This window comes from Streptomyces sp. CBMA29 (genome assembly GCF_014596445.1).
Lineage (GTDB): Bacteria > Actinomycetota > Actinomycetes > Streptomycetales > Streptomycetaceae > Actinacidiphila.
Window position 1 is genome coordinate 13,764 of sequence record NZ_MECL01000039.1, and the last position, 23,838, is coordinate 37,601.

The 23,838-nt window shown below is 73.3% G+C and carries 21 protein-coding genes; 14 read left to right on the plus strand and 7 right to left on the minus strand.

Annotated features, from left to right (window positions below; all coding sequences use genetic code 11):
• Window positions 1-195 precede the first annotated feature (195 nt).
• Both treZ and BGM09_RS37455 read left to right on the plus strand, forming a co-directional pair.
• Window positions 196-1,962 carry a malto-oligosyltrehalose trehalohydrolase gene (gene treZ, locus BGM09_RS06165; RefSeq protein WP_223186400.1) on the plus strand — a complete coding sequence of 589 codons (1,767 nt, stop codon included), beginning with the start codon at window positions 196-198 and terminating at the stop codon, window positions 1,960-1,962.
• Window positions 1,959-2,111, plus strand: a complete 153-nt coding sequence (locus BGM09_RS37455; protein ID WP_223186409.1) for a hypothetical protein — start codon at window positions 1,959-1,961, stop codon at window positions 2,109-2,111. The genes treZ and BGM09_RS37455 overlap by 4 nt, the downstream gene beginning before the upstream one ends.
• Window positions 2,112-2,135: 24 nt before the next feature.
• Here BGM09_RS37455 and BGM09_RS06175 read toward each other — a convergent pair whose 3' ends face one another.
• Together BGM09_RS06175 and zapE are read right to left on the minus strand one after the other, a co-directional pair.
• On the minus strand, window positions 2,136-3,116 hold the full coding sequence (locus BGM09_RS06175) for a PPK2 family polyphosphate kinase (protein WP_188280396.1): 981 nt from the start codon (window positions 3,114-3,116) through the stop codon (window positions 2,136-2,138).
• A gap of 19 nt (window positions 3,117-3,135) precedes the next feature.
• Window positions 3,136-4,173, minus strand: a complete 1,038-nt coding sequence (gene zapE / locus BGM09_RS06180) for a cell division protein ZapE (RefSeq protein WP_411158263.1) — start codon at window positions 4,171-4,173, stop codon at window positions 3,136-3,138.
• A 180-nt stretch (window positions 4,174-4,353) separates the two neighbouring features.
• Between zapE and BGM09_RS06185 the strand changes: the two genes are divergently transcribed.
• The 4 genes from BGM09_RS06185 (at window position 4,354) to msrB (ending at window position 7,879) form a co-directional block, all read left to right on the plus strand.
• Window positions 4,354-5,151 carry a pyrimidine reductase family protein gene (locus BGM09_RS06185; RefSeq protein WP_188280398.1) on the plus strand — a complete coding sequence of 266 codons (798 nt, stop codon included), beginning with the start codon at window positions 4,354-4,356 and terminating at the stop codon, window positions 5,149-5,151.
• Between the two features lie 210 nt (window positions 5,152-5,361).
• Window positions 5,362-5,829: an indole-3-glycerol phosphate synthase gene (locus tag BGM09_RS06190; RefSeq protein WP_188280399.1), complete on the plus strand. Its 468-nt coding sequence runs from the start codon at window positions 5,362-5,364 to the stop codon at window positions 5,827-5,829.
• A gap of 240 nt (window positions 5,830-6,069) precedes the next feature.
• The gene (gene murC / locus BGM09_RS06195) at window positions 6,070-7,464 is read left to right on the plus strand and encodes a UDP-N-acetylmuramate--L-alanine ligase (RefSeq protein ID WP_188280400.1); all 1,395 of its coding nucleotides are present in this window, start codon (window positions 6,070-6,072) and stop codon (window positions 7,462-7,464) included.
• Between the two features lie 10 nt (window positions 7,465-7,474).
• Entirely contained in the window at window positions 7,475-7,879 is a 405-nt protein-coding gene (gene msrB / locus BGM09_RS06200) for a peptide-methionine (R)-S-oxide reductase MsrB (protein WP_188280401.1), read from the plus strand.
• Window positions 7,880-8,300: 421 nt separating this feature from the next.
• Here the strand turns inward: msrB and BGM09_RS38775 are convergent, their stop codons facing one another.
• Window positions 8,301-9,959 (minus strand): ATP-binding cassette domain-containing protein, encoded by a 1,659-nt coding sequence (locus BGM09_RS38775; RefSeq protein ID WP_317452560.1) that lies wholly within the window; start codon window positions 9,957-9,959, stop codon window positions 8,301-8,303.
• A 58-nt stretch (window positions 9,960-10,017) separates the two neighbouring features.
• On the opposite strand from BGM09_RS38775, the gene BGM09_RS06210 reads away from it, so the two are divergent.
• Both BGM09_RS06210 and BGM09_RS06215 read left to right on the plus strand, forming a co-directional pair.
• Complete coding sequence (locus BGM09_RS06210) at window positions 10,018-10,785, plus strand: peptidyl-tRNA hydrolase (protein WP_317452561.1); 768 nt, start codon at window positions 10,018-10,020, stop codon at window positions 10,783-10,785.
• A gap of 78 nt (window positions 10,786-10,863) precedes the next feature.
• Window positions 10,864-11,679 (plus strand): TIGR04222 domain-containing membrane protein, encoded by an 816-nt coding sequence (locus tag BGM09_RS06215; protein WP_188280403.1) that lies wholly within the window; start codon window positions 10,864-10,866, stop codon window positions 11,677-11,679.
• On the opposite strand, the gene hemQ is transcribed toward BGM09_RS06215, so the two are convergent.
• Together hemQ and hemG are read right to left on the minus strand one after the other, a co-directional pair.
• A complete protein-coding gene (hemQ, locus tag BGM09_RS06220; RefSeq protein ID WP_188280404.1) occupies window positions 11,628-12,380 on the minus strand; it encodes a hydrogen peroxide-dependent heme synthase in 753 nt (250 codons plus the stop codon). The genes BGM09_RS06215 and hemQ overlap by 52 nt on opposite strands.
• A gap of 83 nt (window positions 12,381-12,463) precedes the next feature.
• A complete protein-coding gene (hemG, locus tag BGM09_RS06225) occupies window positions 12,464-13,888 on the minus strand; it encodes a protoporphyrinogen oxidase (protein ID WP_188280405.1) in 1,425 nt (474 codons plus the stop codon).
• A 148-nt stretch (window positions 13,889-14,036) separates the two neighbouring features.
• On the opposite strand from hemG, the gene BGM09_RS06230 reads away from it, so the two are divergent.
• Window positions 14,037-15,140: a DUF4349 domain-containing protein gene (locus BGM09_RS06230; RefSeq protein WP_317452562.1), complete on the plus strand. Its 1,104-nt coding sequence runs from the start codon at window positions 14,037-14,039 to the stop codon at window positions 15,138-15,140.
• Between the two features lie 4 nt (window positions 15,141-15,144).
• On the opposite strand, the gene hemE is transcribed toward BGM09_RS06230, so the two are convergent.
• Entirely contained in the window at window positions 15,145-16,194 is a 1,050-nt protein-coding gene (gene hemE / locus BGM09_RS06235; protein ID WP_317452563.1) for a uroporphyrinogen decarboxylase, read from the minus strand.
• 219 nt (window positions 16,195-16,413) lie between these two features.
• Between hemE and BGM09_RS06240 the strand changes: the two genes are divergently transcribed.
• From BGM09_RS06240 to BGM09_RS06260, 5 genes are all read left to right on the plus strand, one after another.
• Window positions 16,414-17,046: a DUF3000 domain-containing protein gene (locus tag BGM09_RS06240; RefSeq protein ID WP_188280407.1), complete on the plus strand. Its 633-nt coding sequence runs from the start codon at window positions 16,414-16,416 to the stop codon at window positions 17,044-17,046.
• Window positions 17,047-17,302: 256 nt separating this feature from the next.
• Window positions 17,303-17,968 (plus strand): LuxR C-terminal-related transcriptional regulator, encoded by a 666-nt coding sequence (locus BGM09_RS06245; RefSeq protein ID WP_188280408.1) that lies wholly within the window; start codon window positions 17,303-17,305, stop codon window positions 17,966-17,968.
• Between the two features lie 215 nt (window positions 17,969-18,183).
• A complete protein-coding gene (locus BGM09_RS06250; protein WP_188280409.1) occupies window positions 18,184-19,440 on the plus strand; it encodes an HRDC domain-containing protein in 1,257 nt (418 codons plus the stop codon).
• Window positions 19,441-19,632: 192 nt separating this feature from the next.
• Window positions 19,633-20,853: a thiolase family protein gene (locus BGM09_RS06255; protein WP_188280410.1), complete on the plus strand. Its 1,221-nt coding sequence runs from the start codon at window positions 19,633-19,635 to the stop codon at window positions 20,851-20,853.
• Entirely contained in the window at window positions 20,850-22,976 is a 2,127-nt protein-coding gene (locus BGM09_RS06260; RefSeq protein ID WP_188280411.1) for a 3-hydroxyacyl-CoA dehydrogenase NAD-binding domain-containing protein, read from the plus strand. The genes BGM09_RS06255 and BGM09_RS06260 overlap by 4 nt, the downstream gene beginning before the upstream one ends.
• A 93-nt stretch (window positions 22,977-23,069) precedes the next feature.
• Here BGM09_RS06260 and BGM09_RS06265 read toward each other — a convergent pair.
• Window positions 23,070-23,838 (minus strand): SPFH domain-containing protein (locus BGM09_RS06265; protein ID WP_188280412.1); only part of this gene is annotated, 769 nt, incomplete at its 5' end.

A 23,838-nucleotide genomic window follows, 5' to 3' on the forward strand; every position in this document is an offset into this window, starting at 1 on the left:
CGCTCGCGGTGATGCGGGAGGCCGTTCCGTGGGCATGCATGTGCCCGGGGTCCGTGGCGCGGCCACGGCCCCGGGCACCCGCGAGGAACGCCTCGGGGGCGGCGGTATAAGAAGACCGGCGTACAGAAGACCGCCGCGCAGAAGACCGCCGTACAGAAGACCGAAGACGCAGAACGAACCGGATGACAAGACCGGATGACACGACGGGAGCCGTGGGTGCTGTTCGAGGTGTGGGCGCCGCATGCCCAGCAGGTGGAGATCCTGATCGACGACCGCACACGGCACAGCCTCGGCCCCGACCCGGCGCGGGCCGGCTGGTGGCGCGCGGAGGTGCCCGCCGAGCAGGGCACGCGGTACGCGTATCTGCTCGACGGCGGTCCGCCACTGCCCGATCCGCGCTCGCGCCGCCAGCCGGAGGGCCCGGACGGGGCGAGCGCCGTCGTCGGCCACGACACGTTCGACTGGACGGTGCCGTGGCCGGGCCGCGCGCTGCCCGGCGCGGTGGTCTACGAGCTGCACGTCGGCACCTTCACCCCCGAAGGCACCTTCGACGCGGCGATCGAGCGGCTGCCGCACCTGGCCCGGCTGGGCATCACGCACATCGAGCTGATGCCGGTGTGCCCGTTCCCCGGTACCAACGGCTGGGGGTACGAGGGCGTGTCGCTGTGGGCGGTGCACGAGCCGTACGGCGGCCCCGAGGGAATGAAGCGATTTGTCGACGCGGCGCACAAGCAGTGCCTGGGCGTCGTCCTCGACGTGGTCCACAACCACTTGGGCCCGTCCGGGAACCATCTGCCGCCGTTCGGCCCGTACTTCACCGACCGGCACCACACCCCCTGGGGCGACGCGGTCAATCTGGACGCGCCCGGCTCCGACGAGGTGCGGGACTTCCTGATCGGCAGCGCGCTGTCGTGGCTGCGCGACTACCGGCTCGACGGGCTGCGGCTCGACGCCGTCCACGCGCTGGTCGACACGCGCGCCCTGCACTTCCTGGAGGAGCTGTCGACGGCCGTGGACGGTCTTTCGGCCGCGCTCGGCCGCCCGCTGTTCCTGATCGCCGAGTCCGATCTGAACGACCCGCGCACGACGGCCCCGCGCCAGGCGGGCGGCCTCGGCCTGCACGCCCAGTGGAGCGACGACTTCCACCACGCCCTGCACGCGGCCGTCACCGGTGAGGCGCAGGGTTATTACGCGGATTTCGCCGCCGCCGGGCCCGCCGCGGTGGCCAAGACGCTCACCGGGGGCTTCTTCCACGACGGCAGTTGGTCGTCCTTCCGCGGCCGGCACCACGGCCGCCCGCTGGACCGGGCCGCCGCCCCCGCCCACCGGCTGCTGGGCTACGCGCAGACGCACGACCAGATCGGCAACCGCGCGACCGGTGACCGGCTCACCCCTGACCAGCTCACCGTGGCCGCGGCCCTCGTCCTGACCTCGCCGTTCACCCCGATGCTCTTCATGGGCGAGGAGTGGGGCGCGGGCACGCCCTGGCAGTTCTTCACCGACCACGACGACCCGGAGCTGGGCGCGGCCATCACGCGCGGGCGGCGCCGCGAATTCGCCGGCCACGGCTGGGCGGAGGAGGACGTGCCCGATCCGCAGGACCACGCGACCAGGGACCGCTCGTGCCTGGACTGGGCCGAACCGGACAGGCCGGGGCACCGCGAGCTGCTGGAGTGGTACCGCGGGCTGATCGCGCTGCGCAGGTCGGAGCCCGCCCTGACCGATCCCCAGCTCGACACCGTCGTGGCGACCGCGGGCGGCCGGACGCTGCGGCTGGCCCGCGGCCCCTTCCGTACGGTCGTGAACTTCTCCGACGCGCCCGCGCGGGTGCCGCTGGACGTGCCGTGCGAGGTGGTGCTGGCCCGGCCGTCGTGCAAGGTGCTGCCGGGCCCGGACGCGGCCGTCCAGCTTCCGCCCCGCGGAGCCGCCGTGCTGCGCGCCCGCGTTACGGTGAACGGGTGACACAGACGACCCCGACGCCTGACGCGGAAGCCCTCGCCGACTGCGTGCTGTGCGGCGAGCCGACCGAGTATCCGGCGAGCACGCGCGGCGCGACGTACTGCCCGGTGTGCGAGTGGCAGGAGGCGCAGCGCACCGCGTGCTCGGGCTGAACGGCGTACCGGGGCCGCGGCCGGTCAGGTCTTGAGGAGCGCGACGCGGTTCTCCTCGATGTCGAAGTCGGCCTTCGGATAGGCCGGGTCGATCAGTTCGAGGTGTTCGAGCAGCAGCTTGGCGACCGCCCAGTTCCGGTACCACTTGCGGTCGGACGGCACCACGTGCCAGGGCGCGGCGTCGGTCGAGCAGCGCTCAAGGGCCACCTCGTACGCCTTCTGGTATGCGGGCCACAGCGCGCGCTCGCTGATGTCACCGGGGTTGAACTTCCAGTGCTTGTCCGGGTTGTCGAGCCGCTTCAGCAGCCGCTCGCGCTGCTTGTCGTAGCTGATGTGCAGGAAGATCTTGACGACCGTGACGCCGTCGTCGGCGAGCGACTGCTCGAAACGGTTGATGACGCTGTAGCGGCGGCTCCAGGTGGCGCGCGGCACGAGGTCGCGCACGCGGGCGATCAGCACGTCCTCGTAGTGCGAACGGTCGAAGACGCCCAGCTCGCCGGGGCGGGGCAGCGCGCGGCGGATGCGCCACAGGAAGGGGTGCTGGCGCTCCTCCTCGGTGGGTGCCTTGAACGCGGTGACGCGGATGCCCGACGGGTTCAGCCCGGAGGACACGTGCTTGACGGTGCCGCCCTTGCCCGAGGTGTCCATGCCCTGGAGCACCAGCAGCACGCAGTGCGGGTCGCCCGCGGTGCTCTGCGCCCACAGCCGCTCCTGGAATTCGGCCAGCTTGGCGCGCAGCTCCGCGGTCGCGGCCAGGGCCGTCGCCTTGTCGCGCGGGCCGCCGGGGGTCGCGGAGGGGTCGTACGCCCGCAGGTTGACCGGTCCGCCGCCGGGCGGGACGCGCAGCAGGGAGCGCAGGCCCGGGTCCTTCTGCGCCTTCTTGGCGGCGGCGTCGGCGTCGGCGTGCTTGCCGCCCCGCCCGTCCTCGTGCGCGTGCCGGTCGACGTGCGCGTGTTCGGCGCCGTGCTTGCCCTTGCCCTTGTCCTTGCTGCCGCTCTTGACCATGCACCGATCCTGCGCCGGATCAGCGGTCTCCGCCAGCGACGGTCAGCTTCTCGGCGTCCCGCGCGAGCGCGGTCAGCCGGGAGACGGCGCGGAAGTACTTCTTGCGGTAGCCGCCCGCCAGCATGTCCTGGCTGAAGACGCGGTCGAAGGGCACGCCGGAGGCCAGTACGGGGATCTCGCGGTCGTAGAGCCGGTCGGCGAGCACCACCAGGCGCAGCGCCGTCGCCTGGTCGGTGACGGGTTCCACGCCGCGCAGGAAGACGGCGCCGACGCCGTCGCAGAGCGCGCCGTAGCGGCTGGGGTGGACGGTGGCCAGGTGCGCGGCCAGCGCGCCGAAGTCGTCGAGCGCGGCGCCGGGTGTGACGGCCGCGGTAGCGGTGACCTGTTCGTCGGTGTGCGGGGCCGGCGCCTCGGGCAGGCCGCGGTGCCGGTAGTCCTCGCCGTCGATCCGCAGGCTGGTGAAGCGGGCGGACAGGCCCTGGATCTCCCGCATGAAGTCGGCGGAGGCGAAACGGCCCTCGCCGAGCTTGCCGGGCAGCGTGTTCGACGTCGCCGCCAGCCGTACGCCCGCGTCGGCGAGCTTGCCGAGGAGCGTGGACACCAGCACCGTGTCGCCCGGGTCGTCCAGCTCGAACTCGTCGATGCAGACCAGCCGGTGGCCGCTGAGCGCGGTGACGGCGTGCTGGAAGCCGAGGGCGCCGACCAGATTGGTCAGCTCCACGAACGTGCCGAACGCCTTGCGCTCGGCGGGCGCCGGGGTGGCGTGCCACAGCGACGCCAGCAGGTGGGTCTTGCCGACGCCGTAACCGCCGTCGAGGTAGACCCCGCCGGGGCCGCCGGGCGCGGGCGCCTCCCGCCGGAACCACCGCCTGGGCGTCTGCGCGGCCGTCAGCGACGCCGCGAAACCGGCCAGGGCCCGTACGGCCGCGGCCTGGCTGGGCTGGTTCGGGTCGGGCACGTAGGTCTCGAACCTGACGCCGTCGAACCGTGGCGGCGGCACCATCTCCGCCACCAACCGCTCCACCGGCACATGCGGCGTGCGCGCGCTGAGCGACACGGGCCCGCCATCGCCGCCTATCGCGGCACTCCCAGACGAAACGACAGAGGTCGACACAGCTCACCAGCGTAGTGCCTCCCGGTTCTGCCCCCGCCGGCATGTGTCCGACCCCACGCGTACGGGGCGGCGGCCCGAGGGCGCCGACCGGCCCGCAGCGGCGGAGCGTGGGAGACTTCGGGGATGCGACGGCTCTATCCCGTAGCGGGAGCGAACGATTCGGCCGGGCTGGAGACACCGCTCGGACTGGAGACACCGCCCGGTCTGGAGACACCGCTCGGTCTGGCGGACGCGTACGCGTACCCCGAACGGGGAGCGGGCCCGTATCTCCGGGCGAACATGGTGTCGTCGCTGGACGGCGCGGCCCGGTACGACGGCAGGTCGGCGCCGCTGTCGTCGGAGGCGGACATGCGGGTCTTCGGCGTGCTGCGGGCGCTGGCCGACGTGGTGCTGGTGGGTGCGGAAACGGTTCGCCTGGAGGGTTACCGGCCCGCGAGGGCCCGCGAGGTGTTCGCGGCGCGCAGGGCAGCGGACGGCCAGACCCCGGCCGCCGCCGTCGCGGTGATCAGCCGCGGCCTCGATCTGGACTTCACGGCGCCTCTGTTCACCGCGCCGGTCACTCCCACCCTGGTGCTGACCGGCGCGTCGCCGCCCGCCGACCGCGTCGCCGCCGCCCGCGCGGCGGGCGCGCACGTCGTCGTCGCGGGCGACGGCGAGGGCGTCGACCCGGTCCGCGCGGTGCGCGAGTTGGCCGCGCTGGGCCACGCGCGGCTGCTCCACGAGGGCGGCCCGCGGGTCCTCGCGCAGTTCGCCGCGGCCGGCACGCTGGACGAACTGTGCCTGACCGTCGCCCCGGTGCTCGGGGGCGGCGACGCGCCCCGGATCATGCACGGCCCCGACGTTCCGGGCCCGGCCCGCCTCGTCCCGCGCTCCGTCCTGGAGGAGGACGGCTTCCTGTTCACCCGTTACGTCCGGGCCTGACCGCCCGCCCGTCCCACCGACACTCCTCATGCCACCCACCTGACCAGGGGCGCGCCGCACGGTGGAACCGCACCCGAAAAAAGCGGATTCCCTCGTTCCGTTTTGCTCCGCGCGGGAACACTTACCCGAGTGCCCCGCGAAGATCGGGGCAGAATTGTTCCAACTCCGGCCCGGTGGCCCCGACGAAGCACGAGAAAGAAGGACGCGTCCGTGTTCACGACCGTACTCATGATCGAGAAGCCGCTCGCACCGGCCGACGTGGAGCTCGTCACCTCTCTCCACGGCGACGAGCAGGTCTCCTTCGTCGTGCTCATGCAGCCACGCGGCGACCAGGACCGGCTGTTGCGGGCCGTGGACGACGTGGCGCTCGGCTATCTGGACGACGCGGCGCACGAGGACCGCGAGCCGGAGGGCGACGACGCCACCCCGATCGCGGAGCGGGCCCTGGCGCACTCCCTGGAGGCCCTGCGCGCCTCCGGCGCGGAGGCGGTGGGCCGGATCATCGACAAGCACCCGCTCGACCTGCTGCGCACCGTCGTCGAGGAGACCAACGCCGACGAGGTCATCGTGCTCACCGCGCCGCACTTCGTGGAGGAGTTCTTCCACCGCGACTGGACGTCGCGGGCGCGGCACAAGGTGGGGGTGCCGGTGCTGAAGCTCTTCGCCCAGCACGACTAGGCGGCGGGCGGAGCCGGTACCGGGCCGCGCCGCCCCGCGCGGACCCGCCGCATTGACCTGCCGTACGGACCCGCCTTGTACGGACCCGCCGTGCAGACCCGCCTTGTACGGACTCGCCGTGCAGAAACGTCACAGCACCCGGCGGCGCGGCAGGGCGCGGGCAGGGCGGCCCGTCCACCTCGGAGGTGCGAGAATCGGCGCCTGGTACACAAACGTTCCACACCTCCGGGAGACCTCCGTATGAGCCCGTCCGTTCCCCCCGCCATGGACCGACCGCACTTCATCGGCATCGGCGGCGCCGGAATGTCGGGGATCGCGAAGATCCTCGCGCAGCGCGGGGCGCGGGTGGCGGGCAGTGACTCACGTGAGTCGGAGACGGCGGGCGCCCTGCGCGCGCTCGGCGTGACCGTGCACATCGGCCACGACGCGGCGCATCTGGCGCAGGACGCCACCGCCGTGGTCGTCTCCAGCGCGATCCGCGCGGAGAATCCGGAGCTGGCGGCGGCCCGCGAGCGCGGCATCCCCGTCGTGCACCGCAGCGACGCGCTGGCCGCGCTGATGGAGGGCACCCGGCCGATCGCGGTCGCGGGCACCCACGGCAAGACCACCACGACCTCGATGCTGGCGGTCGCGCTCACGGCGCTCGGCAGCGAGCCGTCGTACGCGATCGGCGGCGACCTGGACGCGCCCGGCTCGAACGCGCATCACGGCGGCGGCGAGATCTTCGTCGCGGAGGCCGACGAGAGCGACCGCAGCTTCCACACGTACGCGCCCGAGGTCGCGATCATCCTCAACGTGGAGCTCGACCACCACGCCAACTACGCCTCGATGGACGAGATCTACGACTCCTTCGAGACCTTCGTCGGCAAGATCCGCCCCGGCGGCACGCTGGTGATCTCGGCCGACCAGCCGGGCGCCGTCGAGCTGACGACGCGGGTACGGGACATCGGCGGTCTGAACATCGTCACGGTCGGCGAGGCCGAGACCGCGGACGTACGCATCACGAAGATCAACGCGCGGGGGCTGACCAGCGAGGTCACCGTCGTCATCGACGGCCGCCCGCTGACCTTCACCGTCTCGGTGCCGGGCCGTCACTACGCCCACAACGCCGTCGCCGCGCTCGCCGCGGGCAGCGCGATCGGCGCCCCCACCCGGAATCTGGCCTCCGCCCTCGCGAAGTACACCGGCGTCAAGCGGCGCCTCCAGCTCAAGGGCGAGGCGGCGGGCGTCCAGGTCATCGACTCCTACGCCCACCACCCGACCGAGATGGCCGCCGACCTGGAGGCGATCCGCGGCGCCGCCGGTGACGCCCGCGTCTTGGTCGTCTTCCAGCCGCACCTCTTCAGCCGCACCCGCGAGCTGGCCGCCGAGATGGGCGGCGCCCTCGCCCTCGCCGACGCCTCCGTCGTCCTCGACATCTACCCGGCCCGCGAGGACCCCATCCCCGGTGTGACCAGCGCACTCATCATCGACGCGGCCCGCGCGGCGGGCGCCGACGTGACCGCGGAGCACGACAAGCAGGCGGTACCGGACGTGGTCGCAGGAATGGCGAAGCCGGGTGATCTCGTTCTCACCATGGGAGCGGGCGACGTGACCGACCTCGGCCCCCTGATTCTCGCCCGCCTCGGCAGCTGAGGAGACCTCCATGTCCTACGAAGTCAGCAAGTCCGACGAGCAGTGGCGCGCCGACCTGTCGCCGGAGGAGTACGCGGTCCTGCGCAAAGCTGGTACCGAGCGGCCCTTCGTCGGCGAGTACACCGACACGAAGACGACGGGCGTCTACGCCTGCCGTGCCTGCGGCGCCGAGCTCTTCCGCTCCGACACCAAATTCGAGTCCCACTGCGGCTGGCCCTCCTTCTACGACCCCGCCGACACCGACGCCGTCGAACTCATCGAGGACCGCACCCTCGGGATGACCCGCGTCGAGGTCCGCTGCGCCCGCTGCGGCTCCCACCTGGGCCACGTCTTCGAAGGCGAGGGTTACGGCACCCCTACGGATCAGCGCTACTGCATCAACTCCATCTCCCTGACCTTGACCCCAACGGAGTAACCCCTCCGGGGCGCCGGCCTCCTCCGGCGGGGGGCGGGGATACTCGCCGGCCCGAGAGCCGGCCTCCCAGCCCGCCGGGCCCGAGCGCTGCCGTAGCGCAAGACCAGGCTTTTTGGGGCGCTGGGGGCACCTCCCGGCCGAAGGCTGGGGGAGGAACCGCGCGGCCCGCCCCCACGGCGCCGCACTGTCCGCACGGGCGGATCGAGCCCCGAAGGGGCGCGAGGAACTGCGCGGCCGGCCCCCACCGGCCGGTGGTCCGGAGACAACCGCACTGCCCCGCCGGGGCGGGTGGTGACCTGCGGCAGCATCGTGGCCGGCCGCGCAGTTCTCCCCCAGACTCCTTCCGGGAGGTGCCCCCACCTGAAAAGATCGGCGCACCGCCCCGGCGGCTCGGGCTTCGAGGGGGCGCCCTCTTACGGCCTCACTCCGTGTGGCCGCGGCGGGAGACGAAGCGGCAGGAGAGCCCGGCGGCAGCCACGGCGAGGACGGCCGCGACGGCAAGAGGCAGCAGCGGATCGTGCACGGCACCGGTGCGCGACCCGGTGACCAGGCCCGCGACAGCGGCATTGGCGGGCGAGCCCGAGGCCACCAGAAGCGCCCCGGCGGCGAGCACCGTACACAGCACGGACCAGCCGCCGCCGCGTACCAGCGGAGGGTTGGTCACCGCGCCCACGGCGCACCCGGCGAGCACGGAGACGGCCGCCGCGAGCAGTCCGGCGACGGCGGCGGGCCCGACCGGCACCGACGTGCGGAAATCGTCCGAGTGCGCGCCGCTGACCGCGACCACGACGCCCGTACCGACGGCCCCCACCAGCACGGACGCGCCCAACGCCGTTGCCAGAGCGCCGAGTTGGGCCCGCCCGGCGCCCACCGCCGAGGCCACGCACGCCCGCGCCGCGCCCGGCTCGTTCGTCACGCAGACCCGTACCATCCAGGCCGCGAAGGGCAGCAGCAGCGCCGTCTCGTATCCCAGGGAGCCGAGCAGCGGCTCGCCCCCGGTCACCCCGATGGCCATCACCGCGCCGTAGAAGAGCAGCGGCGGCAGCCAGCGGTGCGAGCGCAGCAGAAGATCCGCCTGGTAGCGCAGAAGCGCGCCGACGGCTGCCCGCCGGGGCCTCGGCACGACGACATCGCCGGGCGCCACCGGTTCCGGCGTGGCCGCCGTGGCCGCCGTGACCGCCGTCGCTTCGGTACGCACCGACGCCACATGCCACGGCGGATCGGCGTCCAGCAGCGCCCGCAGCGCCGCGTCCGACTCCTCCTCGGGCACCGCGATCCGCACCGCCCCTGCGCCGTCCCGGCTCAACTGACCTGGAACGGACGGCACTTCCCCGGCCCCCGTGGCCTCGATGTGGACGACGGACTCGCGGTGTCCGGGCACGGGCGTCCGCGGCTGCGGCGCCCTCCGTACCGTCGTCACCTCCTCCGGCGTCACACGCAGCACGAGCGTCGGAGCGTCGGCCAGGCGTTGCGGGTCGTGGTCCACGAAGACGACGGTGGCTCCGGCGGCGGCGCGCTCGCGCAAGGCGGCGTCGAGCAGGGTGCGGGACTCGTGGTCGAGGCCGGTCCAGGCTTCGTCCAGGACGAGGAGTTCGGGGTCGGCGAGCAGGGCCTGGACGACGGCCACCTTCTGGCAGGTGCCCTTGGAGAGTTCGTCGAGCGGGGTGCGGGCGTAGCCGGTGACGCCGAAGCGGTCGAGCCAGTGCAGGGCGCGGTCGCGGGCCTGGTCGCGGGGCAGGCCGCGTACGGCGCCGAGGTGGGTGAGGTAGCGCAGGACGGGGAAGGGCAGGGCGGCCGGGAAACGTTCCGGCACGTACGCGGTGGCGGTGGCCGGTCGCCCGCTGATCCGGCCCGCGCTGGGCCGGTCCACGCCCGCGAGCAGCCGCAGCAGCGTGGACTTGCCGGTGCCGTTGGCGCCCTCGATCCGGACGAGCCCGCCGCGCGGCAGGTCGAGGGTGACGTCGCGCAGCACCCAGGGACCGCCGAGGGCGTACCGGCGTCCCACTCCGTCCAGCCGGATGCCGGTGATGTCCGGGACCTGCGAAGTCCCCTGGCCCTCTTCACTGGTGGTGTCGCGCACGTCCGCCATCCTCGCCCACGGCCGCCGGGCCGTCGAGGACGGGTGGCAGACTGGGGCGGTGACCAGCCCCTTCCAGCACCAGGCCGCCGACCGCGACACGGCACCCCAGTTCGTCCTCCCGCTCGTCGTCCGCATCGAGCGCGACGCGCCTCCGGCCCGTACCGACGCCCTGGAGACGGCGGCGCGCGCCGTCCTCACCCTGCTCTCCGACGAGCGCGCGACGGCCGACGACGGCGAGTGGGCGCAGGCCGTACGGGACTGGCAGGACGCCAGGATCCGCAAGGTCGTACGGCGGGCGCGCGGCACGGAGTGGCGGCGGGCGGCGTCCCTGCCGGGCATCACGGTCACGGGGTCGGGATCGGGGTCGGATACGGACGCGGGGACGGCCGGTGTGCCGCCCGCCGAAGTGCGGGTCTACCCGCCCGTGCCGCTCGACGGCTGGCCGAAGGAACTGGCCAAACTCCAGGTCTCCGGTACGGAGTTGGACGACCCGGAGCCGCCGTCACCGCTCGATTCCGGCGACCCGCGCCCCGTGCTGTGGATGAACCCGGACGTCACCATGTCGGCCGGGAAGGCCATGGCCCAGGCCGGACACGGTGCCCAACTCGCCTGGTGGGAGCTGTCCGACGCCGACCGCGACGCCTGGCGCGCCGCCGGTTTCCCCCTGGCCGTCCGCACCCCCTCCCCCGCCCTGTGGACCCGCCTGAGCACCTCCTCCCTCCCCGTCGTCCGCGACGCGGGCTTCACCGAGGTCGCCCCGGGCTCCGCCACCGTCGTCGCCGACCACCCGTCCCTGCGCGCGCGTCACGCACCCGGCACGCCCTGATCGGGCCGCGCTCGCCCGCTCGCGGAGTTATCCACAGGCCGAGAACGCGGTGTCGGCGGAGTCCGGTACAAATCACTCATGTGGATTCTTCTGCTGCTCGTCGCGTGCGCCGCGGCGACCGCCGCCAGCGCGCGCCTGTGCCTGGCCGGGGTCGCCGCGGCCGGTGGAGTGCCCGGAGAACGGCGGGCCCAGGACGCCGTCGAACTCGGGCTGTACGAAACGGCGTTCCTGGCCGGAGGTCCCCGCCGGGTGACCGACACGGCGCTGGTCGCACTGGCCGGTGAGCGGCGGGTGCTGCTCGCCCACACCGGCTGGGTCACGGTCATCGCGCCGGAGGACCGCGGCGGCCTCGACGGCCCCGCCGACCTGACCGAGGTGGAGCGCTCACTGCTCGCGTCGGCCGGCCCCGACGGCCAGGCTCCGCTGGCCGCGATACGCGCGGCGCACGCCGGTACGGAGGCCGTACGCGCGCTCGCCGAGCGGCTGGTGACGGCCGGGCTCGGGGTTCCGGCGGCGGCACGCGAACGGCTCGCGGCGGGGGTGCGGCAGGTGCGCGGTGCCACCGGGCTGACGTTGGCGATGGCGGTGGCTACCGTCGCGCTGAACGGGTCGGTCCGCGCGTCGGACGGCACGCCCGCGCTGCTCTGGTACGTGCTGCCGCTGCTGCTGACGGGTACGTGCTGGGCGGTGGCGCGCGTCGAGGTCTATCCGTACACGCGGTGGGCGGCCACGGCCGGGCAGGAGGCGCTCCGGGAGATACCCCGGGACGCGTCGCCGCTGTCGGACCTGGCCGCCCGTGGGCCGCGCACGCTGCGCGACCCCGAGATACGGACGCTGCTGCGTCAGGCCAGGCCCGCGACCAGGTCGGCGATCTCGCGGCGCCGACCGGTGTAGAAGGGGACTTCCTCGCGGACGTGCAGGCGGGCCTCGGAGGCGCGCAGGTGCCGCATGAGGTCGACGATCCGGTACAGCTCGTCGGCCTCGAAGGCCAGGATCCACTCGTAGTCGCCGAGCGAGAAGGACGCGACGGTGTTCGCCCGCACGTCGGGGTAGCCACGGGCCATCTTGCCGTGGTCGGCGAGCATCCGGCGGCGGTCCTCGTCCGGCAGCAGGTACCAGTCGTAGGAGCGCACGAAGGGATAGACGCTGACCCACTCGCGCGCCGTCTCATCGGCGAGGAAGGCCGGAACATGCGACTTGTTGAACTCCGCCGGGCGGTGCAGCGCCATGTTGGACCACACCGGCTCCACCGCGCGCCCGAGCTTGGTGCGGCGGAAGAGGTTGTACGCCTCCTGCAACTCCTCGGCCGTCTCGGCGTGCCACCAGATCATCAGATCGGCGTCGGCCCGCAGCCCCGAGACGTCATAGGTCCCGCGGATCGTGATGTCCTTCGCGGCGAGCCGCGCGAACAGCTCCTCGACCTCGTCCGCGTAGCCGCCGCGGTCCTCGGGCAGGGCGTCGCGCAGTCGGAACACCGACCAGAGCGTGTAGCGAATGACCTCGTTGAGGTCCTTGGCCTTCTTCCCCGCGTTGGGGGCCTTCGCCGACGTGGCGTCGGCGGAATCGGAAGCGCGGTCGGCAGTCGAGTCGGTCATACCCCCCATTCTCCCGCGCCCCCCGGCGCTCCCGGCACCAGGGTCCCCACGACGCCCCGCCGGGCCGCCCCGCGCGGAGCCGGTCAGCCCTGCGGCAGCAGCTCGGCCGCCGCGCGGTGGGCTCCGGCGATGCAGGCGGGGATGCCGACGCCGTCGTACGGGGCGCCGCAGGCGGCCAGGGCGGGGAGTTTGGTGAGGTGTTCGCGGACGCGGGCGACGCGGGCGAGGTGGCCGACCGGGTACTGGGGCAGACCCGCGGTCCAGCGGGTGACGCGGGCGGCGATCGGGGCGGCGCGCAGGCCCACGGCGGCCTCCAGGTCGTCGCGGGAGAGACGGACGAGGTCGGTGTCGTCCCAGGCGAGGTCCGCCTCGTCGCCGTGGCGGCCGATGGAGGTGCGCAGGACGACGGTGTCGCCGCCTGCCTCGCCGAGCCAGCCCCACTTGCGGCTGGAGAAGGTGGACGCCTTGATGGTGCGGCCGTCGACCGGCGGGACGAGGAAGCCGCTGCTGTTGGGCAGCCGTGTCATGTCACGGCGGCGGAAGGCCATGGTGACCAGCGCCATGCCCGCGTATTCGATGCTGTCCAGTTCGGCCGCGGCGGCGGGCGACTCGGCGGCGAGCAGCCGGGCCGCGGTCGGCGCGGGCGCGGCGAGCACCACGGCGTCGGCCTCCAGCGCGCGGCCGTCGAGGCCGACCTGCCAGCCGTGCGGGGTGCGCCGCAGTTCGCGTACGGGCGCGTCCGTCTCGATGGTGACGCCCGCGGCGCGGCACGCCTCGGCGACCGCGAGCGGCAGCCGTCCGACACCGCCGCGGATGCCGTTGAAGACCGGTCCCGCGCCGCCCGCCGTGGCCGCGGCCCGGCGCTGGATGTCGCGGGCCGCCTCGATCAGGGAGCGCCCGGTGCGCATGGCCTCGAAGAGCTGCGGCACCGCGGCGCGCAGCGAGATCTCGTAGGCGTTGCCCGCGTAGACGCCGCCGAGCAGCGGTTCGACGAGCCGGTCCACGACCTCGTGGCCGAGCCGGGCGGCGACGAAGGCGCCGACCGCGACGTCGTCGCCGAGTTCGGTGCGCGGCAGTACGTGGTCCAGCGGGAGCCTGGCGAGACCGGCGGCGGACAGCACGCCGGACGAGGCGAGCGGCCCGAGGTCGCCGGGCACGCCCATCACGTGTCCCTTGGGCATGGGCCGCAGCTTGCCGCGGGTCCACAGTGCGGCGCCGAGCACCGCGGGCGGCTCCAGGTCGTCGCCGAGCCCGACCTCGCGGGCCAGCGCGATCGCCTCGGGGCGGCGGGCCAGCATAGACTCGGCGCCGAGGTCGACCGGCACCCCGGCGATCTCGTCGGCGTACAGCTTCCCGCCGAGCCGCGACGACGCCTCCAGCAGCGTGACGCGGACACCCGCGCCCGCCAGCCGGTGCGCCGCGGCGAGTCCGGAGATTCCGCCGCCGATGACGATCACATGCTCGGGAGCATGCCCTGGACCGCCCGTGCCGCTGTGCGTCTGGCTCATGCCTCCACTGTCTCAGACTCCGTTCCGAGTTCCGAACGTGATCCCATCGCTATCGCAGGACCGCAACCCGCCGCGGACCGCCGACGTCCAACTGTCACTACAGGTCACTAGGCGGGCCTCACGAGGCTTGCACCTGGGGGGAATTGACGTGAGGACACACAGACCCGGAGCGCCGCGCACCGAGCGCGCGCACCACGCCGGCCGGCGGGGACGGCGGCTGGCCGCCGTCCCCGCCGCGCTGCTGCTGGCCGCCGCGCTCGCGGTCGCCGGGTGCAGCAGCGAAAGCGGCGGCGCCACTTCCGACAAGGCCGCCGCCCCGGCGGCCCGCCAGGACAACAGCGGCGGCGGTTCCGACTCCGTGGGCGCGCCGTCCGGCGCACCGAATTCCAGCGCGGACTCTGACAAGCCCGCCACCACCGGCAACAGCGGCAGGTCGTCCGCGCCCAGCTACCTCGTCCGTATGGCCCACCTGACCGTCCGCACCCCTAAGGTGGGCGACGCGCTCGACAAGGCCCGCGCGATGGCCGCCGACGCGGGCGGTTACGCGGGCACCGAGGACACCTCGGTCGACGCCGGGGGCCACGAGCAGTCGACGGTCCAGCTCCGGGTGCCGCCCGCCGCGTACGACGGTCTGCTGACCCGGCTGGCCGGGCTCGGCACGCTGATGGAGCGCAAGGTCGGTGTCGAGGACGTCACCGGCCAGGTGGTCGACGTACAGAGCCGGATCAAGTCGCAGCAGGCCAGTGTGGCGCGGGTGCGCAAGCTGATGGACCAGGCGGGCTCGCTCCGCGACGTGGTGACGCTGGAGCGCGAACTGAGCACCCGCGAAGCCGACTTGGAGTCCCTCCAGGCGCAGCAGGCGGCACTGCGGGAGCGTACGGATCTGGCCACGGTGACACTGCGGCTGGTCGAACCGCCGGTGAAGCACGTCGCGGCGAAGCCGAAGCACGAGGACGGCTTCTGGACGCAGGTCGGCCACGCGTTGGGCGGCGGCTGGCACGCCTTCTACGTGACGATCCGCGGTGTGCTGGTCGTCCTGTCGGCCGTGCTGCCGTTCCTGGTGGTCGCGCTGGCGGCCTTCATCGGCTACCGGCTGGTGCGCCGCCGCTGGCCCCGGCAGGAGCCGCCGACGATGGCGCCGCGCCCCTGGAGCCCGCCCTCGTACGCGCCGATCCACCCGCAGCGCACGCCCTCCACGGCTCCGGCGGGCACGGACGCGCCGGAGCGTGAGGAGCAGCCGCCGACGGACTGAACCGTCACACCTCGGTCGAGGTGTGCACGAAGTCGACGAGACGGGTGAGAGCGTCCGGGTCGGTGCTGGGCAGGACACCGTGGCCGAGGTTGAACACATGGCCGGTGGCCGGGGCCGCGTCCAGCACCTCCCGGGCCTTCGCCTCGACGGCCGCCGTCGGGGCGAAGAGCACCGACGGGTCGAGGTTGCCCTGGAGCGCCTTGCCGGGACCGACCCGACGGCCCGCCTCGTCCAGCGGCACCCGCCAGTCGACGCCGACGACGTCCGCGCCCGCCTCGCCCATCAGACCGAGCAGTTCGCCGGTGCCGACGCCGAAGTGGATCCGCGGGACGCCGTAGTCCGCGACCGCGTCGAAGACCTTCGCCGACGCGGGCATCGCGTAGCGCCGGTAGTCGGCGGGCGCGAGCGCCCCCACCCACGAGTCGAAGACCTGGACGGCGCTCGCGCCCGCCTCGATCTGCACCTTCAGGAAGCCCGCGGTGATGTCGGCGAGCAGGTCCAGCAGGTCACGCCACAGCTCGGGGTCGCCGTACATCAGCGCCTTGGTCCGCTCGTGGTTGCGCGACGGGCCGCCCTCCACGAGGTAGCTGGCCAGGGTGAAGGGCGCGCCCGCGAATCCGATCAGTGGCGTCTCGCCGAGTTCGGCCGTCAGCAGGCCGATCGCCTCGGTGACGTAACCGACGTCCTCGGGCTCCAGCGCCCGCAGCCGCTTCAGGTCCTCCCGCGTACGGATCGGGTCCGCCACCACCGGGCCCACGCCGGGCTTGATGTCGAGGTCGAGTCCGATCGCCTTGAGCGGCACCACGATGTCGCTGTAGTAGACCGCCGCGTCGACCTTGTGCCGCCGCACCGGCTGCATGGTGATCTCGGCGACGAGCTCCGGCCGGGTGCACGAGTCCAGCATCGCGATGCCCTCGCGCAGCTTCAGGTACTCGGGCAGCGAACGCCCGGCCTGCCGCATGAACCACACCGGCGTATGCGGCACGGGCTCGCGCCGACAGGCGCGGATGAACGGGGAAGCAGCGGTCTGCTGGTGCGCACTCACGCCGAGAATCCTCCCACGCCCCGACGGCACCCCCACGCCAGGGGCTGCGCCCTTACGGCACGGCTGCGCAGATGGCCGCCCTCTCGCCTCCGGCGGCTTGGATCCGGTGCCGTCGGGGCCGCGCGGCAGGCGCAAGGGTGCTCCCTGTGGGCAGCGGGAAGGCGGCCCGAGGGGCAATAAGGGTGTTGTTCCGAGCCCGGAGGGCGTCGGCGGCTTAGTCTTCCGGGCATGGCAGCGGTTCACGGGCACCTCGGCGACGGCAGTGACGACGTCCCCCTCCCCTTTCGGCGCTCGGTGGACACCCTGCGCTCGGTGCGGGTGAGGCCGGAGGTCAGGATCGAGGAGACGGCCGCGCCGAAGCGGCTGGCGTCGTACGCGTACGCGTTGGAGGCAACGGTGCTGGCGGACGGCGAGGAGCTGGCCGACGGGCGGTTGGTGCTGCTGCACGAGCCGGACGGGCACGAGGCGTGGCACGGCGCGTTCCGGCTGGTGACGTTGGTGCGGGCCGAGCTGGAGCCGGAGATGGCGGGGGATCCGCTGTTGCCCGAGGTGAGCTGGTCCTGGCTGACCGGGGCGCTGGCGGCGCGCGGGGCGGCGTACAACGACCCGAGCGGTACGGTCTCGCGGGCGTCGTCGCACTACTTCGGCGCGCTGGCCGACCGGGTGGACGACACGCAGATCGAGATCCGGGCGTCGTGGACGCCGAGGGAGCGGGCGGGGGGCGCGCCCGAGGTGGCGGCGCACCTGGCTGCCTGGTGCGATCTGCTGTGCGCCTGTGCGGGTCTGCCGCCGTCGGAGGGCCCTGAGCCCTTGGTGCGCGGGGGCAGCGGCGTGGTGCCGATGCCGAAGCGCCGTACCTGAGTCACCTGAGTCCGTCAGTCCGCTTCCGTACGTCGGCGCACCGCCCCGGCCTGCGGTGACGTCACGCGCCCCCGGTGGCGCGCCCCCGCGCACTCCCCGGCGTATCGCGCGGCGCACTCACTCTTCGCATGTTCGATTTCTCGTCCGAATTGCCGGAAATGATCCTCAATAAATCGTGATCTTTCCCTAAAGGCCGGAGCAATTGCTGCCGAAGGAGATTGTGACCGTTTCAGTCCCCTTTGCCACAGGAGGCCCGGTGTCCGTTCTTCTCGAGCAGCCCACGAGCCTGGTCGCCTACCGCCCCAGCAAGCCGACGGCCATGGTCGTCGTAGCCGACCCCCGCGTCCGCTCCACTGTCACCCGACACCTGTGGGCTCTCGGGGTTCGCGACGTGATCGAGGCCTCGTCCATCGCCGAGGCCCGTCCCCGGGTCGGTAACCCCCGCGACATCTGCGTCGCCGATGTCCATCTCCCCGACGGCTCCGGCCTCACCCTGCTCGCCGAGACCCGCGCGGCAGGCTGGCCCAACGGCCTCGCACTCTCCGCCGCCGACGACATCGGCGCCGTGCGCAACGCGCTTGCCGGGGGGGTGAAGGGCTATGTCGTGACCGGCACCCGCAACAGCCCCGGCGGTCTCGCCACCCGGCCGGGACTGGCGCCGCTGGGCGCCACCGCGGCCCGTATGCAGCGCCGCCCGCCGGGCGCCCCCGGCCACCCCAGCGGCTACCGCGAGCTGTCCGGCCGCGAGGTCGAGGTACTGCGGCTGGTCGCGGAAGGCCAGTCGAACAAGGCGATCGGCGTCTCCATGGGCCTTTCGGCGCTGACCGTCAAGAGCCACCTCGCCCGGATCGCCAGGAAGCTGGGCACCGGGGACCGCGCCGGCATGGTCGCGGTGGCCCTGCGCACCGGAATCATCCACTGAGGCTCCGGCCCTGAGCGACCCCCGGCGGAACGTTCCGCCGGGGGTCGTTTCGTATACGCGCGCCCGTACACGTGCGTATGCCAGCCGTATACGCGCGCACGTCGGCTGTCGCGGCGGGGCCGGGGCCCGGCCGCTGACGGACACGGCGGCGACGTACGGTACGCCCTGTCTGTTGGATCTCCACCTGACACGCCGTACCCGGCTACCCTTAACAAGTGACCGACGCCAGAGAGACCGCAACCCAAGCAGGCCCGGCGCCGGTCCCGCTGCTGGACCCGCGCGAGGGAATCCCGCCGGTGACCGCCAGCCCGGAGGCTCTCGCAGATGTCGTCGCGGCTTTCGCCGCGGGTTCCGGTCCGGTCGCCGTCGATGCCGAGCGCGCCTCCGGCTACCGCTACGGGCAGCGGGCCTATCTGGTCCAGTTGCGCCGCGCCGGAGCAGGGACCGCGCTGATCGACCCCACGGGATGTCCCGACCTGTCCACCCTGGGCGACGCCCTGACCGGCACTGAATGGGTGCTGCACGCCGCCACCCAGGATCTGCCGTGCCTGTCCGAGATCGGCATGCACCCCACCTCGCTGTTCGACACCGAACTGGCCGGGCGGCTGGCCGGGTTCGCCCGGGTCGGCCTCGGCGCGATGGTGGAGAACGTGCTGGGCTTCGCGCTGGAGAAGGGCCACTCGGCGGTGGACTGGTCCACCCGCCCGCTGCCCGACCCGTGGCTGCGGTACGCGGCGCTCGACGTCGAGCTCCTGGTGGATCTGCGCGACGCGCTGGAGGAGGAGCTGCGCACCCAGGGGAAGCTGGAGTGGGCGCTCCAGGAATTCGCGGCCATCGCCGCCGCCCCGCCGGCCGCGCCGCGCGTCGACCCGTGGCGCAGGACCTCGGGCATGCACAAGGTGCGGCGGCGTCGGCAGATCGGTGTCGTGCGCGAGCTGTGGCTGGCGCGCGACCGTACCGCCCGTGAGCGGGACGTCTCCCCCGGCCGGGTGCTCAGTGACGCCGCCATCGTGACGGCGGCGCTGGAGGGCCCGCCGAACGCGCACGCGCTGGCCGCGCTGCCCGGTTTCGGGCACCGGATGGGCCGCCGTCAGCTCGATCAGTGGCAGTCCGCGATCGACCGGGCGCGCGCGCTGCCCGAGCGGGAGCTGCCGCAGCCCGCCGCCGCGTACACCGGTCCCCCGCCGCCGCGCGCCTGGGCGGACAAGGACCCGGTCGCCGCCGCCCGGCTCTCCGCGGCGCGCGCCGCGGTGAGCGCGCTGGCCGAGGAGCTGAATCTCCCCCAGGAGAATCTGATCACCCCGGACACCGTGCGACGGCTGTGCTGGGCGCCTCCGGCGAACGCGAGCGAGGAGGTCGTGGCCGCCCAGCTCGCGGACATGGGCGCCCGCCCCTGGCAGGTCGAGCTGACCACCCCGCTGCTGACGGTCGCGCTGACCGCCCGCCCGGCGGACCCGCCCCCGGACGAATAGCCCCGGTCGAATAGCCCCGGTCGGCCCGGCACCCGAGCGGCCCGGCACCCGAGCGGCCGGTAGCCGCCACCGGCGGCATTCGGCGCGATGTGAGCTACGCCGCTTCCGGAGAGGGAGCTGTGCACACGGGTTACCGACGAGTAGCATGTGAGCGAGCCGCAGGCTATCAATCGTCGAAGAGGGAGACCCACCGTGCCTCGTACCGGAAGGGACGTCGTATTCGTTGACGGCGTCCGCACCCCGTTCGGCAAAGCGGGCCCGAAGGGCATGTATCACGAGACCCGGGCCGACGACCTGGTGATCAAGTGCATCCGGGAGCTGCTGCGGCGCAACCCGGATCTGGACCCGGCGCGGATCGACGAGGTCGCGGTCGCCGCGACCACGCAGATCGGCGACCAGGGCCTCACGCTGGGCCGGACGGCGGGCATCCTCGCCGGGCTGCCGACCACCGTGCCCGGTTTCTCCATCGACCGGATGTGCGCGGGTGCGATGACCGCCGTGACGACCACGGCCGGCGGTATCGCCTTCGGCGCGTACGACGTCGTGGTGGCCGGCGGCGTCGAGCACATGGGACGGCACCCGATGGGCGAGGGCGTCGACCCCAACCCGCGGTTCGTCTCGGAGAAGCTCGTCGACGAGTCCGCGATGTTCATGGGCATGACGGCGGAGAATCTGCACGACCGCTTCCCGCGGCTCACCAAGGCGCGCGCCGACGAATTCGCCGTCCGCAGCCAGGAGAAGGCCGCGAAGGCGTACGCCAACGGCCGGATCCAGCAGGATCTGGTGCCGATCGCGATCCGCCGCACCACCCCCGAGACCGGGGAGACCGGCTGGGGCCTGGCGACGGCGGACGAGCCGATGCGGCCGGGCACCACACTGGAGCAGCTCGCGGGTCTGAAGACCCCGTTCCGCCCGCACGGCCGGGTCACCGCGGGCAACGCGGCCGGTCTCAACGACGGCGCCACCGCCTCGCTGCTCGCCGCCGAGGACGTCGCCAGGGAGCTGGACCTGCCGGTGCGGATGCGCCTGGTCTCGTACGCCTTCGCGGGTGTCGAGCCCGAGGTGATGGGCATCGGCCCGATCCCGGCGACCGAGAAGGCGCTGGCCAAGGCCGGTCTGTCGATCAGCGACATCGGCCTGTTCGAGATCAACGAGGCGTTCGCCGTCCAGGTGCTCTCGCTGCTCGACCACTACGGCATCGCCGACGACGACCCCCGGGTCAACCAGTACGGCGGCGCCATCGCCTACGGCCACCCGCTGGCCTCCTCCGGTGTGCGGCTGATGACGCAGCTCGCCCGGCAGTTCGAGGAGCAGCCGCAGGTGCGCTACGGCATCACCAGCATGTGCGTCGGCTTCGGCATGGGCGGCACGGTCATCTGGGAGAACCCCCACTACGTCGGAGGCACCAAGTGAGCAGCACCACCGAGCTGTTGAAGGGGGCGGCCGAGCGGTTCCCCGGCGAGGTCGTCACCCAGGCCCAGGTGCGGCACCTGGAGCTGCCGGGCGCGGGCCGTTTCGCGCTGATCACGCTGGACAACGGCCTGGACCACACCAAACCGACCACCTTCGGCCCGCAGTCGCTGGCCAACCTGGACGCGGCGCTCGACCAGGTCGAGAAGGAGGCGGCGGAGGGCGCGATCACCGGCGTCGGCATCACCGGCAAGCCGTTCATCTTCGCGGTCGGCGCCGATCTCAAGGGCGTCGAGGTGCTCAAGACGCGCGACGAGGCGCTGACCATCGGCCGGAGCGGCCACGAGGTCTTCAAGCGGCTCCAGTCGCTGGCCGTGCCCACCTTCGCGTACTACAACGGCGCGGCCATGGGCGGCGGTGTCGAGGTCGGTCTGCACTGCGCCTACCGCACGGTGTCCGCGTCGCTGCCCGCCTTCTCGCTCCCCGAGGTCTTCCTCGGCCTGGTGCCCGGCTGGGGCGGCTGCGTACTGCTGCCGAATCTGATCGGCGCGGACCGCGCGGTCACCGTCATCATCGAGAATTCGCTCAACCAGAACCGTCAGCTCAAGGGCGCCCAGGTGTACGAACTGGGCATCGCCGACGCACTGTTCGAGGCGGCGGACTTCCTGGAGCAGTCACTGGCCTGGACCGCGGCCGTCCTCAAGGGCGAGCTGGAGGTGGCCCGCGCCGAGGTGGACCGCGGCGAGGCGTGGGACCAGGCCGTGGCCCGCGGCCGGGCCGTGGCGGACAGCAGGGTGCACGGGGCGGCGCCTGCCGCGTACCGCGCGCTGGACATCATCGCCGCGGCGAAGAACGGCGATCTGCGGCAGGGCTTCGACGCCGAGGACGCGGCGCTCGCCGACCTCATCATGGGCGGCGAACTGCGCAGCGGCATCTACGCCTTCAACCTGGTGCAGAAGCGCGGCAAGCGCCCGGCGGGCGCGCCCGACAAGTCGCTGGCCCGCCCGGTGTCCAAGGTCGGCGTGGTCGGCGCGGGCCTGATGGCCTCGCAGCTCGCGCTGCTCTTCGCCCGCCGCCTGGAGGTGCCGGTCGTGCTGACCGACATCGACCAGGCGCGGATCGACAAGGGCGTGGGCTACGTCCACGGCGAGATCGACAAGCTGCTCGCCAAGGGCCGGGTCGGCCAGGACAAGGCCAACCGCCTCAAGGCGCTGGTATCCGGGCACCTGGACAAGGCGACCGCCTTCGGTGACGCGGACTTCGTCATCGAGGCCGTCTTCGAGGAGATGGGCGTCAAGCAGCAGGTCTTCGCGGAACTGGAGGCGGTGGTGCGCCCGGACGCGATCCTGGCCACCAACACCTCCTCACTGTCGGTCTCCGAGATGGCCTCGAAGCTGGAGCACCCGGAGCGGGTCGTCGGCTTCCACTTCTTCAACCCGGTCGCGGTACTGCCGCTGCTGGAGATCGTCCGCGCCGAGCGGACCGACGACGCGTCGCTGGCCACCGCCTTCGGCGTGGCGAAGAAGCTGAAGAAGACCGCGGTGCTGGTGAAGGACGCCCCGGCGTTCGTCGTCAACCGCATCCTGACCCGCTTCATGGGCGAGATCCAGAACGTCATCGACGAGGGCACGCCGGTCGCCGTCGCGGAGAAGGCCGTCGAACCGCTCGGCCTGCCGATGTCGCCGCTGGTGCTGCTCGAACTGGTCGGCCCGGCCATCGGTCTGCACGTCTCCGAGACACTGCACGGCGCCTTCCCCGACCGCTTCACCGTCTCGGAGAACCTGGCGGCCGTGGTCAAGGCGGGCAAGCGCGGCTTCTACGTCTACGACTCAGGGGTGCCGGAGCTGGACCCCGAGGTCGCCGCGCTGCTCAAGCAGGGCGACTCGGTGCTCACCGAGGCGCAGGTCCGCGACCGGGTGCTGGACGCCGTCGCGCAGGAGATCGGCCTGATGCTGGACGAGGGCGTGGTGGCCGAGGCGCAGGACATCGACCTGTGCCTGATCACGGGCGCGGGCTGGCCCTTCCACCTGGGCGGCATCACCCCGTACCTGGACCGTGAGGGCGTGTCCCAGCGGGTGAACGGCATGCCGTTCCTGGCACCGGGCGTGGCGAGCGTCCCCGCCTAGAACGTACGCGGCGAAGCGCCGGACGGCCCCGATGTCGCGGGGCGGTCCGGCGCTTCGCCGTTCCGGCTCAGCTCACGCGGGTCCCGGCGCGGCTCACTTCTTCGGCACGGTCGTGCACAGCGCCACCGTCAGGTCCCGTACCAGTGCCTTGCGTTCGTAGTCGTCGAGCTGGACGAGGCCGCGCTCGGTGATGCCGCGGACCGTCTCGGCGACAGTGGCCAGGACGTCGTCGAGTACGGCTCTGCGGTGTTTGGCGTCCAGCGCGGCGATCTGGGCGCGCCGCATGGCCGCGGCGACCTCGGGGGCGTAGTCGAGGCGGACCGGGGTGGCGGAGAAGACCTCGATGCCGACCGGGCGCTGGTCGGCGGCGATCAGCTTGGTGAGGTGGTCGCCGAGCCGTTCGCTGTCGCGCAGGGTGGGCGCGGCGCCCCGGAAGTCGTCGGCCGGGTGCCGGGAGACGGCCAGCGCGACGGCCGCCTCGACCTGCTCGCGCAGAAACAGGTTGTGGTCGTCGACGGCGAAGGCCGCCTTGGCGGTGTCCCTGACCCGCCACACCAGCAGGACGCTGACCTGGAGCGGGGTGCCGTTGGCGTCGACCGCGTCGATCGGGCGGCTGCGCCAGTGCCGCAGTGACACGTCGAGCCTGCGGCGGGTGAGCAAGGGGCTGATCCAGAGCAGGCCGGTGCGGCGGACCGTGCCGCGGTAGGAGCCGTGCCGGGTGAGCACCCAGACGCTGCCGTTGCGGCCCCTGGTGAGGCCGCCCGCGGCGAAGGCGGCGACCGCGGCGAGCAGCAGGACGCCGCTCCACAGGCCGCTGGCGGAGCCGCCGCCGGGCGGGGGCGGCAGCAGGGGGCGGCCGGCG

What these genes read in the sequence shown, in the direction of transcription:
- treZ (WP_223186400.1), top strand. Translation starts at nt 196, where the DNA reads ATGACACGACGGGAGCCGTGGGTGCTGTTCGAGGTGTGGGCGCCGCAT.
- BGM09_RS06175 (WP_188280396.1), bottom strand. Translation starts at nt 3,116, where the DNA reads ATGGTCAAGAGCGGCAGCAAGGACAAGGGCAAGGGCAAGCACGGCGCC.
- BGM09_RS06185 (WP_188280398.1), top strand. Translation starts at nt 4,354, where the DNA reads ATGCGACGGCTCTATCCCGTAGCGGGAGCGAACGATTCGGCCGGGCTG.
- murC (WP_188280400.1), top strand. Translation starts at nt 6,070, where the DNA reads ATGAGCCCGTCCGTTCCCCCCGCCATGGACCGACCGCACTTCATCGGC.
- msrB (WP_188280401.1), top strand. Translation starts at nt 7,475, where the DNA reads ATGTCCTACGAAGTCAGCAAGTCCGACGAGCAGTGGCGCGCCGACCTG.
- BGM09_RS06215 (WP_188280403.1), top strand. Translation starts at nt 10,864, where the DNA reads ATGTGGATTCTTCTGCTGCTCGTCGCGTGCGCCGCGGCGACCGCCGCC.
- hemQ (WP_188280404.1), bottom strand. Translation starts at nt 12,380, where the DNA reads ATGACCGACTCGACTGCCGACCGCGCTTCCGATTCCGCCGACGCCACG.
- hemG (WP_188280405.1), bottom strand. Translation starts at nt 13,888, where the DNA reads ATGAGCCAGACGCACAGCGGCACGGGCGGTCCAGGGCATGCTCCCGAG.
- BGM09_RS06240 (WP_188280407.1), top strand. Translation starts at nt 16,414, where the DNA reads ATGGCAGCGGTTCACGGGCACCTCGGCGACGGCAGTGACGACGTCCCC.